Origin of the sequence: Seonamhaeicola sp. (assembly GCF_028281565.1) — a bacterium.
Lineage (GTDB): Bacteria > Bacteroidota > Bacteroidia > Flavobacteriales > Flavobacteriaceae > Seonamhaeicola.
This window is the reverse complement of record NZ_JANQJQ010000007.1, coordinates 1-17,690: the sequence shown is the minus strand read 5'-3', so window position 1 is coordinate 17,690 and position 17,690 is coordinate 1. Positions and strand designations below refer to the sequence as shown.

Annotated in this window: 18 protein-coding genes and 1 tRNA gene; 9 read left to right on the top strand and 10 right to left on the bottom strand. The window is 35.8% G+C overall.

What is annotated here, in order from left to right:
• Positions 1 to 1,002 precede the first annotated feature (1,002 nt).
• The 4 genes from thrS (at position 1,003) to rplT (ending at position 4,224) form a co-directional block, all read left to right on the top strand.
• Positions 1,003 to 2,937, top strand: a complete 1,935-nt coding sequence (gene thrS / locus Q0983_RS02915) for a threonine--tRNA ligase (protein ID WP_299548444.1) — start codon at positions 1,003 to 1,005, stop codon at positions 2,935 to 2,937.
• A 73-nt stretch (positions 2,938 to 3,010) separates the two neighbouring features.
• Positions 3,011 to 3,520: a translation initiation factor IF-3 gene (gene infC / locus Q0983_RS02910; protein WP_299548450.1), complete on the top strand. Its 510-nt coding sequence runs from the start codon at positions 3,011 to 3,013 to the stop codon at positions 3,518 to 3,520.
• Positions 3,521 to 3,582: 62 nt separating this feature from the next.
• Positions 3,583 to 3,780, top strand: a complete 198-nt coding sequence (rpmI, locus tag Q0983_RS02905; protein ID WP_299548441.1) for a 50S ribosomal protein L35 — start codon at positions 3,583 to 3,585, stop codon at positions 3,778 to 3,780.
• 99 nt (positions 3,781 to 3,879) lie between these two features.
• Positions 3,880 to 4,224: a 50S ribosomal protein L20 gene (rplT, locus tag Q0983_RS02900; protein ID WP_076697181.1), complete on the top strand. Its 345-nt coding sequence runs from the start codon at positions 3,880 to 3,882 to the stop codon at positions 4,222 to 4,224.
• Positions 4,225 to 4,296: 72 nt separating this feature from the next.
• Here the strand turns inward: rplT and Q0983_RS02895 are convergent, their stop codons facing one another.
• Positions 4,297 to 5,376, bottom strand: coding sequence for an adenylate/guanylate cyclase domain-containing protein (locus tag Q0983_RS02895; RefSeq protein WP_299548432.1), 1,080 nt, complete (start codon positions 5,374 to 5,376; stop codon positions 4,297 to 4,299).
• 12 nt (positions 5,377 to 5,388) lie between these two features.
• On the bottom strand, positions 5,389 to 5,811 hold the full coding sequence (locus tag Q0983_RS02890; RefSeq protein WP_299548429.1) for a secondary thiamine-phosphate synthase enzyme YjbQ: 423 nt from the start codon (positions 5,809 to 5,811) through the stop codon (positions 5,389 to 5,391).
• 124 nt (positions 5,812 to 5,935) lie between these two features.
• On the opposite strand from Q0983_RS02890, the gene Q0983_RS02885 reads away from it, so the two are divergent.
• The gene (locus tag Q0983_RS02885) at positions 5,936 to 6,388 is read left to right on the top strand and encodes a hypothetical protein (protein WP_299548426.1); all 453 of its coding nucleotides are present in this window, start codon (positions 5,936 to 5,938) and stop codon (positions 6,386 to 6,388) included.
• Positions 6,389 to 6,393: 5 nt separating this feature from the next.
• Here the strand turns inward: Q0983_RS02885 and Q0983_RS02880 are convergent, their stop codons facing one another.
• From Q0983_RS02880 to tgt, 6 genes are all read right to left on the bottom strand, one after another.
• Entirely contained in the window at positions 6,394 to 7,578 is a 1,185-nt protein-coding gene (locus Q0983_RS02880) for an asparagine synthetase B (RefSeq protein ID WP_366140986.1), read from the bottom strand.
• 134 nt (positions 7,579 to 7,712) lie between these two features.
• Positions 7,713 to 9,254, bottom strand: coding sequence for a replicative DNA helicase (gene dnaB, locus Q0983_RS02875; RefSeq protein WP_299548420.1), 1,542 nt, complete (start codon positions 9,252 to 9,254; stop codon positions 7,713 to 7,715).
• Positions 9,255 to 9,422: 168 nt separating this feature from the next.
• Positions 9,423 to 10,376, bottom strand: a complete 954-nt coding sequence (locus Q0983_RS02870; protein WP_299548417.1) for an acetyl-CoA carboxylase carboxyltransferase subunit alpha — start codon at positions 10,374 to 10,376, stop codon at positions 9,423 to 9,425.
• A 67-nt stretch (positions 10,377 to 10,443) separates the two neighbouring features.
• The gene (locus tag Q0983_RS02865) at positions 10,444 to 11,340 is read right to left on the bottom strand and encodes a DMT family transporter (RefSeq protein WP_299548413.1); all 897 of its coding nucleotides are present in this window, start codon (positions 11,338 to 11,340) and stop codon (positions 10,444 to 10,446) included.
• The gene (locus tag Q0983_RS02860) at positions 11,327 to 12,403 is read right to left on the bottom strand and encodes an LptF/LptG family permease (RefSeq protein ID WP_299548410.1); all 1,077 of its coding nucleotides are present in this window, start codon (positions 12,401 to 12,403) and stop codon (positions 11,327 to 11,329) included. The genes Q0983_RS02865 and Q0983_RS02860 overlap by 14 nt, the downstream gene beginning before the upstream one ends.
• 7 nt (positions 12,404 to 12,410) lie before the next feature.
• Positions 12,411 to 13,541, bottom strand: coding sequence for a tRNA guanosine(34) transglycosylase Tgt (gene tgt, locus Q0983_RS02855; protein WP_299548447.1), 1,131 nt, complete (start codon positions 13,539 to 13,541; stop codon positions 12,411 to 12,413).
• 400 nt (positions 13,542 to 13,941) lie between these two features.
• Between tgt and Q0983_RS02850 the strand changes: the two genes are divergently transcribed.
• Positions 13,942 to 14,535 (top strand): outer membrane beta-barrel protein, encoded by a 594-nt coding sequence (locus Q0983_RS02850; protein WP_299548407.1) that lies wholly within the window; start codon positions 13,942 to 13,944, stop codon positions 14,533 to 14,535.
• A gap of 63 nt (positions 14,536 to 14,598) precedes the next feature.
• Here Q0983_RS02850 and Q0983_RS02845 read toward each other — a convergent pair whose 3' ends face one another.
• Positions 14,599 to 15,564 (bottom strand): peptidylprolyl isomerase, encoded by a 966-nt coding sequence (locus tag Q0983_RS02845; protein ID WP_299548404.1) that lies wholly within the window; start codon positions 15,562 to 15,564, stop codon positions 14,599 to 14,601.
• Between the two features lie 165 nt (positions 15,565 to 15,729).
• Between Q0983_RS02845 and Q0983_RS02840 the strand changes: the two genes are divergently transcribed.
• Both Q0983_RS02840 and Q0983_RS02835 read left to right on the top strand, forming a co-directional pair.
• Entirely contained in the window at positions 15,730 to 16,101 is a 372-nt protein-coding gene (locus Q0983_RS02840) for a S4 domain-containing protein (protein WP_299548401.1), read from the top strand.
• Positions 16,102 to 16,131: 30 nt separating this feature from the next.
• Positions 16,132 to 16,635 carry a phosphoribosyltransferase domain-containing protein gene (locus Q0983_RS02835; protein WP_299548399.1) on the top strand — a complete coding sequence of 168 codons (504 nt, stop codon included), beginning with the start codon at positions 16,132 to 16,134 and terminating at the stop codon, positions 16,633 to 16,635.
• Here Q0983_RS02835 and Q0983_RS02830 read toward each other — a convergent pair.
• Positions 16,627 to 17,145, bottom strand: coding sequence for a shikimate kinase (locus Q0983_RS02830; RefSeq protein WP_299548396.1), 519 nt, complete (start codon positions 17,143 to 17,145; stop codon positions 16,627 to 16,629). The two genes, Q0983_RS02835 and Q0983_RS02830, sit on opposite strands and share 9 nt — an antisense overlap.
• Positions 17,146 to 17,285: 140 nt before the next feature.
• On the opposite strand from Q0983_RS02830, the gene Q0983_RS02825 reads away from it, so the two are divergent.
• Positions 17,286 to 17,358 (top strand) — tRNA-Lys (locus tag Q0983_RS02825).
• Positions 17,359 to 17,690: the final 332 nt, after the last annotated feature.

Sequence of the window (17,690 nt, the reverse complement as noted above, 5' to 3'; positions counted from 1 at the left end):
ATCAAACTCTTCATCGTTAAATTGTTAAGCACTTTAAAAAATGCTCTTATCTTCTAACAACTAAATAGAATCTTCAGTACTCAAAATGGTTTATTCTCTCTTTAGTAACAACCGTTTCCAGTTGCTACTTACGCTGTCAATTTCAATATGTTTATGAACTTATTATATACTTGTCTAAAGCCTTCCCGACTTTAGCGGGTGCAAATATAAAACCCTTTTTTTTTACCCACAATACTTTTTATATATTTTTTTAGAAAAAATTTTTTAACCCTTTTTCTAAATCCAAATACCTATTATGAACAACGCAAAAACAAAAATTAATTCCCCGTTTTTGCGGCTGCAAACATAATACCTATTTCTCATTCCACAATACCTTTTTACAACCTTTTTTTAAATCTTTTTTAAACACCTCTTCTATAGCCTTATAACCAGTAGGTTACAACTCAAAAAAATCCTAAAAAAAATTACTCAAAATAAAAAACCCGCGGAAATCACAAACCTATAAGATACGAAATAACAAGCAAAGAACAAAGAACAAAGAACAAAGACCGAAGACTGAAATAATGAATAATGAATAGTGAATAATTAACAATGAAACAGGAAACAAGAACCAAGAACAAAGACAAAAGACTAAAACCTTTCTTAATATCCTACTCCTTAATATTATATATAAAGGTATAAGAACTGAATACTGCACACTGCATACTGAACACTGAATACTGCACACTGCTCACTGCATACTGAAGACTGCGCACTGAAACGCGTTAGCGATTGTAACGACATCCTTTATGCGGAGCCTTAAAAGGAAAAACTCCTGTCATGAGATAGGGCCTACTCCTCAATGAGATCCAAAAACCAGTTCAGAAATGCTTCGCAGAAAGATATAGCAGAAAGCCCGACCTGAGGTACGAAGGGAACGCCCCTGAAAAAATTATAACTATATATATATTGTGTGGATTTGTTTATACTATTATCTTTGCTCCCTGATTTTAAATTGAATTGATGATACATATTACTTTACCTGACGGTAGTGTAAAAACGTTTGAGCAAAACGTTACACCAATGGATGTTGCTAAGAGTATTAGCGAAGGGTTGGCCAGAAATGTGATTTCGGCAAGTTTTAATGGTACAACTGTTGAAACGGTGACTCCATTGGCCACCGACGGAGCATTGGTTTTATATACCTGGAGAGATGATGCAGGCAAAACAGCTTTTTGGCATTCATCCGCACACGTTTTGGCTCAGGCTATTGAAGAACTATATCCCGGTGTGAAATTAACTATTGGTCCTGCTATTGAAAACGGATTTTACTACGACGTTGACTTTGGTGAGCACACAGTATCTGAAAAGGATTTTAAAAGTATAGAGGACAAAATGCTGGAAATCGCCCGTGGCAAGCACGAGTTTAAAATGCGTTCTGCTACTAAGGCTGAAGCTCTTACATTATATAAGGATAACGAGTTTAAAACGGAACTTATTGAAAATTTGGAGGACGGCACTATTACATTTTGTGATCACTCCACGTTTACTGATCTATGCCGTGGCGGACACATTCCCAATACCGGAATAATTAAAGCGGTTAAAGTTTTAAGTGTGGCCGGAGCCTATTGGCGCGGGGATGAAACCAAACCTCAATTAACCCGTGTTTATGGTATCTCATTCCCCAAGCAAAAAGAGCTTACCGAGTACCTGCACTTATTGGAAGAAGCTAAAAAACGGGATCATAGAAAACTTGGTAAAGAATTAGAATTGTTTACGTTTTCACAAAAGGTAGGACAGGGTTTGCCATTATGGTTACCAAAAGGTGCTGCATTGCGTGAGCGTTTAGAAAACTTTTTAAAGGCCGCCCAAAAGAAAGCGGGTTATGACATGGTAGCGTCTCCTCACATTGGTCAGAAAGAACTATATGTTACTTCCGGGCATTATGCCAAATATGGTGAAGACAGTTTTCAGCCTATAAACACCCCCAAAGATGATGAGGAGTTCTTGTTGAAACCTATGAACTGTCCGCACCACTGTGAGATTTACAATAGTTTTCAATGGAGCTATAAGGATTTACCTATACGTTATGCTGAATTTGGTACTGTTTATAGATACGAGCAAAGTGGCGAATTACACGGTTTAACTCGTGTTAGGGGCTTTACTCAGGATGACGCTCATATATTTTGTACGCCGGACCAGTTGGACGAAGAATTTAAAAACGTTATTGATTTAGTACTTTATGTATTTAAATCTTTAGGGTTTGATAACTTTACTGCGCAAGTTTCTGTAAGGGATCCTGAAAATCCAGACAAATATATAGGTGATGTAGCCAATTGGGAAAAAGCGGAGCAAGCTATTATTAATGCTGCAACTGATAAAGGATTAGATTACGTAGTTGAAAAAGGGGAAGCGGCCTTTTATGGGCCCAAGCTGGATTTTATGGTAAAAGATGCTCTTGGCAGGCAATGGCAACTTGGTACTATACAAGCAGATTATAATTTACCTGAGCGTTTTGACCTTACGTATAAAGGCAGTGACAACGAGTTACACCGTCCTATCATGATCCACAGAGCCCCATTTGGCAGTATGGAACGTTTTGTAGCAATATTACTTGAGCATACCGGTGGTAATTTCCCGCTTTGGTTAATGCCAACTCAGTGTATTATATTGTCGCTCAGCGAGAAATATGAAAAATACTCTGAAAAAGTTTTAAATTTGCTAGAAAATCACGAAATTCGCGCCCTTGTAGACCATAGAAATGAGACCGTTGGGAAGAAAATTCGGGAAGCCGAAATGCAAAAACACCCATTTATGCTCATCATTGGTGAGCAGGAAGAGAAAGAAAATATGGTTACCGTGCGTAAACACGGTGGAGCCGATTTAGGCATGATGTCTGTAGACTCTTTCTCAAATATTATAAAAGAAGAAATTGATAAAACGTTAAAATCGTTCTAAGGAAATAAATAAAGTTTAATTAAAAAACAGATAAGCCATAGCAATTAGAAGAAGAAGACAGCCTCAAAGAGTTATTAAAGAAGATAAACACAGAATTAACTCTAAAATTACATCGCCTAAAGTACGTGTTGTAGGTGACAATGTTGAAGTTGGCATCTATAGCATTAGAGAAGCCTTAAGCATTGCCGATGACAAAGGTTTAGATTTAGTTGAGATATCTCCTAAAGCAGACCCGCCGGTTTGCAAAGTTATGGATTATAAAAAGTTTCTTTACGAACAAAAGAAACGGGAAAAAGCCTTAAAGGCTAAAGCCAGTAAAGTGGTAATTAAAGAGATTCGTTTTGGGCCTCAGACCGATGATCATGATTACCAATTTAAAAAGAAACATGCAGAAAAGTTCTTAAAAGAAGGCGCCAAGCTTAAAGCTTTTGTTTTCTTTAAGGGACGATCGATCATATTTAAAGAGCAAGGACAAATCTTGTTATTACGTTTAGCTCAGGATCTGGAAGAATTTGGCAAAGTAGAACAAATGCCAAAACTTGAGGGAAAACGCATGACGATGTTCATTGCTCCGAAAAAATAAGATGCTGAAATGAGTTCAGCACAAGGTAATTAAGCGAGATAATTAAAAACCTAGGAGAAGAAATGCCTAAAATGAAAACAAAATCCAGTGCCAAAAAACGTTTTAAGTTAACGGGTACCGGTAAGATTAAAAGAAAGCATGCTTTTAAGAGTCATATATTGACAAAAAAGTCTAAAAAGCGTAAGCTTGCTCTGACTCATGACACGTTAGTACACAAGTCTGATGAAGAGAATGTTAAGGTCATGTTACGTTTAAAGTAACAAAAGCTTTAACCGGTTAAATAAATTTATAAACCCTGGAGTCAGGCTCAGTGAAAGTGTCAAAGTTTTTGGCCGCCTGCTACAAAAAAATTAAAAATTATGCCAAGATCAGTAAATTCTGTAGCTAAAAGAGCTAGAAGAAAAAAGATTATCAAACAAGCAAAAGGTTACTTTGGAAGACGTAAGAACGTTTGGACAGTAGCTAAAAATGCGGTTGACAGAGCGATGCAATATTCGTACAGAGACCGTAGAAACAAAAAGAGAACATTCCGTGCCTTATGGATTACCCGTATTAATGCCGGTGCCAGAGAACACGGTTTATCTTATTCTCAATTTATGGGGAAATTAAAAGCTAATAATATTGAGTTAAACCGTAAGGTTTTAGCCGATTTAGCTATGAATAATCCTGAAGCTTTTAAAGCTGTAGTTGATAAAGTAAAATAAGGCGCTTAGCCTATTGTAAAACATATATTTCGCTTAATAAAAAACCGATTCTTACGAATCGGTTTTTTTGTTTTACTCTGTTTTTTTATCGGTAATCTTATGTATCTTAAGCACGTTAGTCTTTCCCTTGAATTCAATATCGCCGATAAAAGTTGTATTATATTTAAGGGGTATCAAAGATTTTTCCAATAATTCTTGAGACATTAATAATTCGGCATTATGTTTATTACATAAACCTTGAATCCTAGCTGCTGTATTAATAACATCGCCATGAAACGCCAATTCCTTTTTAATAGTGCCAACTTCCGCAATCATTAATCTTCCACAATGTAGTCCAGCCTTAAATTGAGGAGCAATACCATATTTATTGAGATAGCGCTCCCGCTTTTTCTGTAATTTATTCTTAAAAGCAAAAAATAAATTCACACAATTATTTTTTCTAAAACCTTTTTTGGTTACCCAACTTAAAACAGCTTCATCCCCAACATATTGATAAATATCGGCTTCATACTTTCTAAGTACGCTATTTAAATCGGTAAAGCAGTCTTGTATAAACCTACTATAGCGCACATGTCCCAATTGTTCAGCAATTTTTGTTGAATCCTTCAAATCAATAAACATTAAAATTCGCTCTTCTTCCCGTGGTTTTCTATACTTTCCTAAAAGCATATTAAAGAAAACCCCCGGACCAAATTTATCAATGGCAACTTTTAAAAGTGAAAATATTACTGATGATGCCACAAAGTACAGTATGGTATTCCAGAAAAAAGGATCGGTGCGCCACCAACCCCGTTCATTTGGTAAATCAATATTAACTTGTTTTTCTATGTAAAACGAAAAAACACTTAATATTACCACCATTATTATTAAATAAATAATAGATTTAATAATAATAGTAGCACCTAAGGCGAGCTTTTTACTTAAATAGGCGTCAAAAATAAATTCGATTATGGCGTATATAACCCCTATAATTAATCCTAAATAAATACCAAATCTGTAAAAATCAACAACCGGAAGAGATAATCTATCGTCTGTATAAATCTGTAGTTCTTCTTCCAGACCATGGTATTTTATAAAGACATAAATAAAAAAAGCTATTGTCCAAAAAAACACGGATTGTAATATCAAAAAGAAAAACTTTTGTAGTCTCATTTATGAATTGAATTATACTCCAAAAACGGTTATCACCAGATTTCTTGACCCTCCGAAATCCCTGTGTTCGCATAAATAGATTCCTTGCCAGATTCCTAAGTTAAGTTTTCCATCTGATACCGGTATTTCAACTGAAGCGCCTAGCAAAGAAGCTTTTATATGGGCTGGCATATCATCCGGCCCCTCATATGTATGTCTATAGTACGGCGCATTTTCAGGAACCATCTTGTTAAAGTGGCTTTCAAAATCCGTTCGCACCGTATAATCTGCGTTTTCATTAAGAGTGAGGCTCGCCGAGGTATGCTTTATAAACACTTGTAATTGCCCCATGTTGATTTGTTTAATTTCAGGGAAAGCTCTTAACACTTCATCCGTAATTAAATGAAAGCCTCTTGGGTAAGGTTTTAACTTTATTTGCCGTTGAAAAAAATTCATATTAATTTTATTGTCAATCAAATATATACTTAAACAGTATAAGAAATAAATTAGACAACATTATTTTTAACATTAACGCAACCTTTGACTAATTTAGTAATCTTATACAATAAACCTTAATGCTATGAAAAGAAAGATTTTAATACTTGCGACAATTTTTTTGACAATTACCAGTTGTAATCTGTCTGATGACGGCAACAATGAACCAACGGTGATAACATTATATCATTGGAACTTAATAAACGTAAGTGGTGGTTTAGCCGGAGTAGATAATGATTTTGAAGTTGGGGATATTGTTTGGAATTATGACCAATTCACTAATAAGCTTTATGTGGAAAATCTAAACCCTGATGATATGATAGAAGATGGTTTAGATACTGGAACTTATGACTTTTTAATTTTTGATGTAGCAACGAATCTTTTTACAGTTCTGGACGGGAATGAATTTGGAGAAATTTACAATTCTGAAACCGATAATACTATTCTAATAATAGATCAAAATAGTTTATCTACCGGCGCTGGGGCTGATGGTTTTATTTTCACCTTTAAAATAACAACCTCAACAGTCGAAATTTAAACTTATCAGGTTTTCTGCTTCTTCTTTCTGGCTGCGGGAAAAAGCACATTGTTCAATATAAGCCTGTATCCCGGAGAAGTTGGATGTAAATCTAATTCTGTTTTAGAGTCTCCTACTCTATGCTGATAATCTTCCGGGTCATGACCACCATAAAAGGTAAAGAATCCTTTGCCCTTTATGCCGTGGATGTATTTAGCTTCTCCGTTAATTTTGGTTTCACCCATTATTAATACGTTAGACTTTATTTCATCCCTGGTGAAAGACGTGGTTTGTCCCATAAAACCTTTTATCAATGCCGTGTGGTTTTGGCACAACATTGTTGGAATTGGATCCCACTTAGCCGAAAACTCCATTAAAGAAAAATAGTCCGTGGTTCTGGAAACATTACGCTTTCTGGTCATATCAATGGATGAAAACTCATAAATTAATGGGCTTCGTTCTAAAGTAAAGTCTTTAAACGCAAACGTTCTGTCAAAATCTATTTTATTTTGATAACCGGCTTCACTTCCATCACCGTCAAACATAGGCTCGCAAATGTCAATCCCTTCAGCTGATAAAGCAATATCAAAACTATCGGTAGCACTGCACATAGCAAACATAAAACCACCACCAATGACATAATCTCTGATCTTTAAAGCTACATCTAATTTTTCCTGAGACACTTTATCATAGCCTAATTTTGCAGCTAAAGCTTCTGCCGATTTCTTCTCCTTAATGTACCAGGATGCCGCCCTGTAGGCGCCATAAAATTTACCGTATTGCCCTGTAAAATCCTCATGATGCAAATGCAGCCAATCATACAATAACAGGTTATCATTTAAAACTTCTTCGTCGTAAACAGTTTCATAAGGAATTTCGGCATATTGCAAAACCATAGTTACGGCATCATCCCAGGGTTGTTTACCACTTGGTGTATAAACCGCAATTTTAGGAGCTTTCTCTAAAACCACAGCTTCCATGTTTTTACTGGGACTACTTATTTCCTCTAAAATTACTTCTGCCATAGTATTGGAAATCACTTCAAAAGAAACCCCTCTTATCTGGCATTCCTTTTGAATGTCCTCGGTATCCGGCAACAAAAATGACCCTCCTCTGTAATTAAGCAACCATTTTACTTTTAGTTCTTTTTTAAGTGTCCAGTACGTAATACCGTAAGCTTTTAAATGATTTTTTTGACTTTCGGCATCCATAGGAATAAGAATATAGGATGCAAAAGCATTTACCGAAATAAACAGGAATAGTATCAGGGCCATTACACGTTTCATAAGTGGAAAGATACTTAATTTTTTGGCTTTTTGGAGCGCCTTTAACAGAAGATTAATGCTTAGAAGGGGACATCATTATCGTCTTCCTCATTAAATGAACTACCAAAGGCCTGATCCGGGCTTGCTGTAAAGTTGTCCGGTTTGAAGGTATCATCATTAGCTGCGGCATTCATTTTTGAATGGAATTCGAAAGGCGAATCAAAGTCATCCAAATTGTCAAATTTACCAAGATGACCAATAAATTTCAGCCTGATATTATCCAGTCCACCATTTCTGTGTTTTGCAATGATGAATTCCGCCTGTCCTTCCGTAGGCGAGCGCTCTTCATCATCCCATTCATCAATTTTATAGTATTCCGGTCTGTAAATAAAACTTACAATATCAGCATCCTGCTCAATGGCTCCGGATTCACGTAGATCTGATAGTAACGGACGTTTACTGCCTCCACGTGTTTCAACAGCCCGTGACAACTGTGATAATGCAATCACCGGAACATTCAGCTCTTTGGCCAGGGCTTTCAAGTTTCTGGAGATCATGGATATTTCCTGTTCCCTGTTTCCGGTAGTAGCACTTCCACCGGTCATAAGTTGCAGGTAATCAATCATGATCAACTTAATATCATGCTGCGATGACAAACGACGTGCCTTAGCTCTTAAGTCGAAAATGGAAAGTGATGGGGTGTCATCAATAAAAAGCGGTGCTTTTTCTAATCCTTTTACTTTAACGTTAAGTTGCTCCCACTCATGCTTTTCCAGTTTACCGGTACGCAGTTTTTCTGAAGACAATCCTGTTTCACTGGAAATCAAACGTGTAATTAACTGAACTGATGACATCTCTAATGAGAAAAACGCCACCGGGATATTTTGATCAACAGCAATATTTCTTGCCATAGACAATGTTAACGCTGTTTTACCCATACCGGGACGTGCCGCTACAATAATTAAATCTGATGGCTGCCAACCGGATGTTAATTTATCAAGCTTGGTAAACCCGGTTGGAATACCACTTAAACCTTCCTTATTGGAAATTTCTTCAATTTTCTTTTTGGCCTGAATTACCAAATCCTGGGCTGATTCACTGGACTTTTTAATATTTCCCTGAGTAACCTCATATAATTTGGCTTCAGCCTTATCCAATAAATCAAAAACATCTTTGGTTTCATCATAGGAATCTTCAATAATTTCACTTGAAATCTTAATCAAACTACGCTGAATAAATTTCTGCAAAATAATACGTGCATGAAACTCAATATGTGCTGAAGATGATACTTTTTGCGTTAAAGAAATGAGGTAAAAATCACCACCGACCATTTCCAGTTTCGCATTCTTCTTTAACTGGGTAGAAACGGTTAATAAGTCTATGGGCTCGCTATTTTCAAACAACTGAAAAATGGCTTCAAAAATGTGCTGATGGGCTTCTTTATAGAATGCTTCGGGGCTTAAAATATCGATAACCTCATCAACTCCTTTTTTGTCAATCATCATCGCTCCCAACACAACCTCCTCTAAATCAAGTGCTTGAGGAGGTATTTTTCCTTTTTCAAGACTGATCAGGGTGCTCTTATCTACTTTATATCCTTGGACTTGGTTAGGTTGTTTCATGACTACGAAAGTAACTAAAAAGACGGGTTAATTAACAATGACGTAACATTGGATTTTCAACTAACAGTTAACAATTTAACTGTTAATAACTAAAATATATTGTGAATAAGCTAAAAAAAATCCGAAGTGACTAACTTCAGATTTTTGTATGGTTTGGTTTTAAAAGCATTAGCCTTTATACACGCCCATGTTAGCATATTTATCCATACGTTTAGCAACTAAATCTTTTGGTGATAAGTTTTTTAAAGCCTCGTAAGATTTTACAATGCTGTTACTAACCGTAATAAATGTTTTTTCTCTATCTCTATGAGCGCCTCCTAAAGGTTCTTTAATAATTTCATCAACCAACTTAAGCTTTTTCATATCGGTAGCAGTAAGCTTTAAAGCTTCAGCAGCTTGTTCTTTATACTCCCAACTACGCCACAAAATAGAAGAACAGGACTCCGGCGAAATTACCGAATACCAGGTGTTTTCCAGCATTAAAACTTTATCTCCAACCCCAATTCCCAAGGCACCACCTGAAGCTCCTTCACCAATAATTATTGTTATAATAGGTACTTCAAGCCTGGTCATTTCTAAAATGTTTCTGGCAATAGCTTCTCCTTGTCCGCGTTCTTCAGCTTCCAGACCCGGATAGGCTCCCGGAGTATCTAAAAGCGTCACAACAGGGATACCAAACTTTTCTGCCATCTTCATTAAACGAAGGGCTTTGCGGTACCCTTCCGGGTTTGCCATTCCAAAATTGCGGTATTGTCTTGTTTTAGTATTATAACCTTTTTGCTGTCCGATAAACATAAAACTTTGGTCACCAATCTTGCCCAAACCACCAATCATGGCTTTATCATCTTTAAAGCTTCTGTCGCCATGTAACTCTAAAAAAGAGTCCCCACAAATAGCATTAATATAGTCCAAAGTATAGGGTCTGTTCGGGTGACGCGACAACTGAACACGTTGCCATGGTGTCAATTTTTTATATATATCCTTCTGGGTAGCTGCTAATTTCTTTTCAATTTGCGCACACGTCTCCGTGACGTCAACTTCACTTTCTTCCCCAATTATCAGGCATTTTTGAAGTTGCTCTTCAAGCTCTTTAATGGGAAGTTCAAATTCTAAATATTCCATAAGAATTCCTTTTGGCTATTAATTTTGGTTAGGCTACAAATATAAAAACTTTAATCTTGATAAAGGACTATGAATATTTTCTTTTTAGCTTTCTTGAGTTTTTCAGTATACCATTCAATATGACTGTTGCAATGATAATTATGGCTCCGTAGTAAAAAGAAGAACTCATTTTTTCTTTTTCCGGAAATAGAATGATTGCCATAAGTATACCGTAAACCGGCTCTAAATTATACGTTAAAACCACCGTATAGGGGCTTATAAGTTTCATGACATACACTGAAGCTATAAACGCATAGGCAGTACATATGGATGCTAAAATGAATAAATAGATAAAATCTGATTGGCTTAAATTGAAAAAATCCCGGCTGAATCCATCAGTAAAAAAAACTATATACAATGAAATGAAAAATACACCACTTAAAAATTCATAAAACGAAATCACCGTAGCGGTGTGTTGTTTTAAAAAACTTCCGTTTAATACCGCAAATAATGATGAAAAAAAAGCCGAAGCAATACCTAAAAGTATACCAGTAAGATATTTAATTTCACTTTGTGTAATGATAAAAACACCTAGTATAACCAGTATTCCAAAAAGGATTTCATACCAAATAATGTGTCGTTTATAAATAATGGGTTCAATAAACGACGCAAAAAAAGCACCAGTTGAAAACATAGCTAGTGCTATGGATATATTGGCCTCATCAATAGCTCCGAAAAAGGTGATCCAATGTATGGCAATAAGTATTCCCGCAATTGAAAGTTTTAAAACCGACTTTGGCCGAATGCTTAATTTCACCCTGGCTATCTTAATATAAATAAACATTAAAATAGCCGCCATAACCATTCTGAACCATACTAAAGGTATGGCGGTAATGGTAATTAACTCACCTAAAATAGCCGTAAAACCGGCAATAAAAACTAAAAAATGAAGGTGAAGATAATTTTTGAGTTTAGCGTTTGGCATTATATAACAGGTAAACAGCTAAAATACCAAAAATGACATTAGGAAACCATACGGCTACCAACGGCGGAAAATCAGATTGTTCTGCCATCACCCCAAAGACCTTATCAAAAAACACAAAAACCATGGCTATACAAATACCAACAGCAAGATTTACTCCCATGCCCCCTCGCCTTTTAATAGACGACACTGCTACGGCTATAATGGTTAATATAAACACCGAAACCGGCAAGCTCCATTTTCGATATAGTACTAACTTAAAGCGTCCGACCTGAGAGGACCCTTTTGCCTCTTCATCTGCTATAAAACGTTTTAAATCACCGTACATCTTGGTTTCAGCAGCATAAATCACAGGTATAAGATCATCTACCTTAAAAGTAAAAAGCGTATCCTTTTTTCTTAAAAATTCTATTTCGTCTTCGTTATCTAAAATATTTCTTTTAGTATAATCCAATAACCTGTAAACAGAATCTTTCTCAATATATCTTATAGTTTTAGCGCTAATCTTATAAGTGAGTTTATTATTTTCAAAATGTTCCAGAGTGAAATTTTGTCCGTAATTATTTTTAACATCAAAACTACTCACGTAAATGACCTCATTATCATTTATCTGCCTAAAAACATTGGTATTATCAACTGCTTTTCTTCCTTTTTTTAAGTATTTATAACTAAAGTCATTAAATCCTTTGCTTGCATTTGGTGCTAAAAATAGCCCCAGGACTATAGAAAACATAGCCACTATAGCCGCCCCTATTAAATACGGCCTTAAAAAACGCGTGAATGATACACCGGAGCTTAAAAAAGCTATGATCTCGGTATTGTTAGCAAGTTTAGAGGTAAACCAAATAACAGATAAGAACAAAAACAGCGGGAACAATAAATGGGCAAAATAGATAGTGAAATCCAAGAAATACAAAAGTACTTCGGGTAAAGGCACTTCGTTGTCAAGAATTTTACCAATTTTCTCAGCCAGATGTACTGTAATTCCAATTGGAATAAACAGTAACAGCATCATGGTAAATGTCAGTAAATAACGTTTTAATATGTACCAATCCAGTATCTTCACCTTAACTTTATAAACGTTTATCCATTTGTTTTACCATGCTGTCTTTCCAGGTTTTAAAATCTCCTGCTAATATATGTTTTCTGGCTTCGCGAACCAACCACAAATAAAAGCCCAGATTATGAATGGTTGCAATTTGCTTTCCCAGTAATTCATTAACCGAGAACAAATGACGTAAATAAGCCTTGCTATATTCCGTATCAACAAAAGTGATGCCCATATCATCAATTGGTGAGAAATCATCTTCCCATTTTTTATTTTTAATATTTATGGTACCATTTGCCGTAAACAGCATGCCGTTTCGGGCATTACGTGTCGGCATGACACAATCAAACATATCTATTCCTAACGCAATATTTTCTAAAATATTGATTGGTGTACCAACTCCCATTAAATATCTTGGTTTATCTTCAGGTAAAATACCGCAAACCACCTCGGTCATAGCATACATCTCTTCTGCGGGTTCTCCAACCGATAAGCCACCAATCGCATTACCAACAGCGCCGGAACTTGCAATGTATTCAGCTGATTGCATACGTAAATCTTTATAGGTACTTCCCTGCACTATTGGGAAAAAGGCCTGATCATAGTCATACTTTAACGGCGTTTTCTCCAAATGGGCTATACATCTGTCTAACCAACGATGTGTCATATGCATGGAACGTTTGGCATAATTGTAATCACATGGATATGGTGTACATTCATCAAAGGCCATAATGATATCAGCCCCAATGCTGCGCTGTATCTCCATGACATTTTCAGGCGTGAATACATGGTAGCTTCCGTCTATATGACTCTTAAACTTTACACCTTCTTCCTTGATCTTTCTGTTTGCTGATAACGAATACACCTGATACCCACCCGAATCGGTTAAAATATTTCGGTCCCAATTCATGAATTTATGAAGTCCGCCGGCTTTTTCAATAATATCGGTTTGCGGGCGCAGGTATAAATGATAGGTATTCCCTAAAATAATATCTGGGTTTATATCTTCTTTCAATTCACGTTGATGCACGCCTTTTACCGTAGCCACCGTACCCACAGGCATAAAAATTGGGGTTTCAATCACCCCATGATCGGTAGTTATTTTGCCTGCCCTGGCTTTACTTTGTACGTCCTGTGCTTTTAATTCAAACCTCATCCTTAAATTAATATCTTCAGTTGGCAAACCTACATATTTTTTTAATTTTAAATTAGTTTTCCTGCTTTATTATGCGGATTCCTATGCATAGATTTTAGTAAATGGAGATACCGCTTTTCAGCGGGATTAGTTCAACTTACAATTTTAAGTGCATCCTCCGGATTTCTCAAAAATTGAGTTTCTGTACACAATTCCAGGAATCCACTATTATCAGGTTAAGAAAAAAGCAAATAAAAAAATTAACAACAATGTATCTGAGATCCCGTTCTACAACGGGATTAGTTCAACTTACAATTTTTAAGTGCATCCTTCGGATTTCTCAAAAATTGAGTTTCACTAAAAATAATTTAGTTTTGGCAACGTTTTTGATTATGTTAATCAAATCTTAAAACGAACAGTTATGAAAACTTTTAAAAATCTATTTTTTGGCCTATTTATTATTGCCTTGGCATCTACCACGGCAACAGCTCAAACCGCTACCGGACTTGGGTTAAAGGCCGGATTAAACTACAATGCCAATGGTAATTATTTTGATTCTGTAAGTGATAATGCCAAACATCCCGATAGAAATATTGGGTATCATATCGGTCTTTTTGGAAAAATCGGTACCAAGGTTTACTTTAAACCGGAGGTAATGTATACCAGTACAAAAAGTGATTATACCGATGACAGTTTTAATATGCAAAAAATCGATGCTCCTATGTTAGTGGGCGCCAAGGTCATTGGTCCGATCAGTGTATTTGGTGGCCCGTCATTTCAGTATATTTTAGACTCTGAATTTGATGGTATTTCCATTAATAATATTGAAAACGATTTTTCTGTGGGGCTGAACTTTGGTATTGGTTTAAACCTTAACAAAGTTGGTATTGATGTAAGGTACGAACGTGGTTTTAATAATAATGAAGCTACCTTTTTACAGAACAATAATATAAACCCTGATAGGCTTGACACCAGACCGGATCAGTTAATTTTAAGTTTATCGCTTATACTGTAAATCAAAAAAAGCATAATAAAAAAACCTCGCTAATGGCGAGGTTTTTGTTTATAGAAGTTCTTTTTAATTAGATTCTGTTTCTTCCGGATCCAAGTATTTGGGTATACCATTTTTTCCTATATCATTGGTTGGGTCACCATCGCCATCAATATCTTCATTGGCAGTTGGTATGCCATCCCCGTCATCATCCGGGTCAAAATAATTTGGAAATGTATCGCCATCGGTATCATCATCAGTCTCATCTTCTGCATCCTCAGAGTTAACAGTAAATTCGCCATCGCCATTTAGATCTTCCAAATAAGAAGGAATCCCATCATTATCATGATCATTCTCTTCCATATGGATCAATTCAAACTTAAATATTAAGGGCGAATAGGATGGAATATCGCTTTGTGCATTTTGAAAATAGCCCAATCCTGAAGGTAAAAACATTACCCCTAACCCGGGATTCGTAAAATTGATCGTACCATCACCATTATCAACAAAACCTTCAGCAACATTAAATTGCGGAAAGGTTTTTCTCCAACCGGGAACCAACGTTGTTAAATCAAAATAAGTATCCGGATTTACTTTACTATCAAAGGCATCTGCCAGATCATTTAAATCATCATCCATAGTATAGCCTTCATAAGTCACCAGGATATTATCTGCAAAAGTTGGTGAATCCGTGCCACCACCTTGGTTTAATTTAAGAATATAATATTCGTAATCCGTATCAGCGAAAACAGTCTTTTTTGAATCACCCACTGCTGTTTTTAATAAAGTATGCCCTGTTGGAACCGACTCTCCTTCGTTCAACTTAGTAATAACCAAGTCGGCTAAGGCCGGATCCGGATTTCCAATAAAATCATCAGAATTATAGTAGTGCGTTTCTAAGAATCCTAATATAGAATCATTATCTATTACTTGTTGTTCCGTCCTGTCCCTTATTTCAATGACAACTCCATCATCGCCTCCATCATCCTTGTTACAGGACAACAAACAAACCGTTAAACATAAAATAAATAGACCTATTCTTTCTAACTTCATCTCGCTATATTTTTTTCAACTTCAACCTAAACATTTATTAAAGTAAACTTAGGGCGTATTAATATTTTCGCTTTTAATTTTTAATAATGCTTATTTTTGAGCCGCAAGATACAATTTTAATATAATCTTGCGCAATAACATTAACGTAGTTTTAGCAATAATTATATGCGTGTAGATAAGTATTTATGGTGTGTTAGGTATTATAAAACCAGATCACTGGCAACTACTGCCTGTAAAAAGGGACAGGTTAAAGTAAACCAGGATGTTGTAAAGCCCAGTAGAGAGGTTTATGCACAGGATGTTATTGAACTTAGAAAGAACCAAATTAACTACAGGCTTACGGTTAACGATATCCCTGAGAGCAGAGTTGGCGCCAAACTGGTGGATATATACAGAACAGACACCACTCCCAAGGAAGCATTTGAAGCCCGGGAGCTTTTAAAATACTCTAAAGATTATTACCGCAAAAAGGGCACCGGCAGGCCCACTAAAAAAGATAGGCGCGATATTGACGATTTTAATACCGAAAATGAGTAATTTTATACTTTAATTTTTACAACTAAGCATATGACCGTTAAAGATAATGTGATATTAAATCATACCGAAATCAATCATAAAATAAGACGCATTGCTTTTCAGATCTATGAAAGTAATGTCGATGAAGCGGAAGTTATACTGGCGGGCATTGATAAAAACGGTTACGTGTTTGCAAAAAAATTGAAAACCGCCCTTCAAAAAATATCAGATATCAACCCTGTTCTATGCAAAGTCAGTATTGATAAAAAGAATCCGCAATCTGAAGTTAAAACCTCCATTTCGGAAGCGGATTATAAAAATAAATCCCTGGTATTGGTTGATGATGTTTTAAACTCCGGTACTACTTTAATTTATGGTGTAAAGCATTTTTTAAATGTCCCGTTAAAGCAATTTAAAACGGCCGTTTTGGTTAACCGAAATCATAAAAAATATCCTGTAAAAGCTGATTTTAAGGGCATTTCATTATCTACATCCTTACACGAACACGTTAATGTAATTTTAGAAGGCAAAGTGTTTGAAGCCGTTTTAGAATAAATCTAGAATGTCATCAACAATCTCATCTTTACTTTTGTCATCGGTTATAATCGTATACTCCGCCTGACTATAATAAGGCGATCTTTCGAACAAGTGTTTACCAATAAATTCTGTTAAAGCTTCTTCTGTTTCAATATGAGCAATTAAAGGGCGCTTACTTTTCTTCTTAATGAGTTTATTGGCAAGCTTTGGTATGGAGGCTTTTAAATAAATACTCGTAGCATTTTCAGCATCAATGATATGTTGCATATTATTGCCAAAACAAGGGGTGCCTCCTCCTAATGACAGTATAATATCTTTGTCTACTTCCAGAAGTTCTTTGAGATAGTCTTCTTCTTTTTTTCTAAAATAGATCTCGCCTTTAGATTCGAAGATCTCTTTAACGCTGGCGTTCTCCTGGTCTTCAATAAAATCATCCAGGTCAATTAGATCATAATTTAATTTCTTAGATAATCTTCTTCCAATGGAAGACTTTCCGGATCCCATATATCCAATTAAAACTAGTATCATTTTACTGCTATAAATTGATTATTAAAAACATACGTTAAAGCGGTGCAAAAAAACAAAAATTTCTTCAAAAAAAGCATTGTTTAATTAAAAATAGATATTATATTTGCACCCGCTAACAGCAACATATTAGTTATTAAAATGACCTGGTAGCTCAGTTGGTAGAGCATCTCCCTTTTAAGGAGAGGGTCCTGGGTTCGAGCCCCAGCCCGGTCACAATTAAGAAGTCCTTCATTTACATGGGGGACTTTTTTATTTTTAATATCATATTATCCAAGGGGCGAGAAGCTTGTGCTGAGCTATGTCGAAGTAAGCCCAGCCCGGTCACTTTTTAAATTTAAAAAGCCTTTGTTAACAGAACAAAGGCTTTTCTTTTTTACTTACTCTTGGTAAAATAGCACTCGTTACAAACGAGCGCTAGCGGTGCTATCGCTATGCGAAGTTTTAAACTTCGCATTCTTCATTCTCAATAAATCAAAAAAGCTACACTTTGTTTTAAAATGTAGCTTTCGATTATTTAAATGCTTCGAAGTTGCAAACTTCGAAGA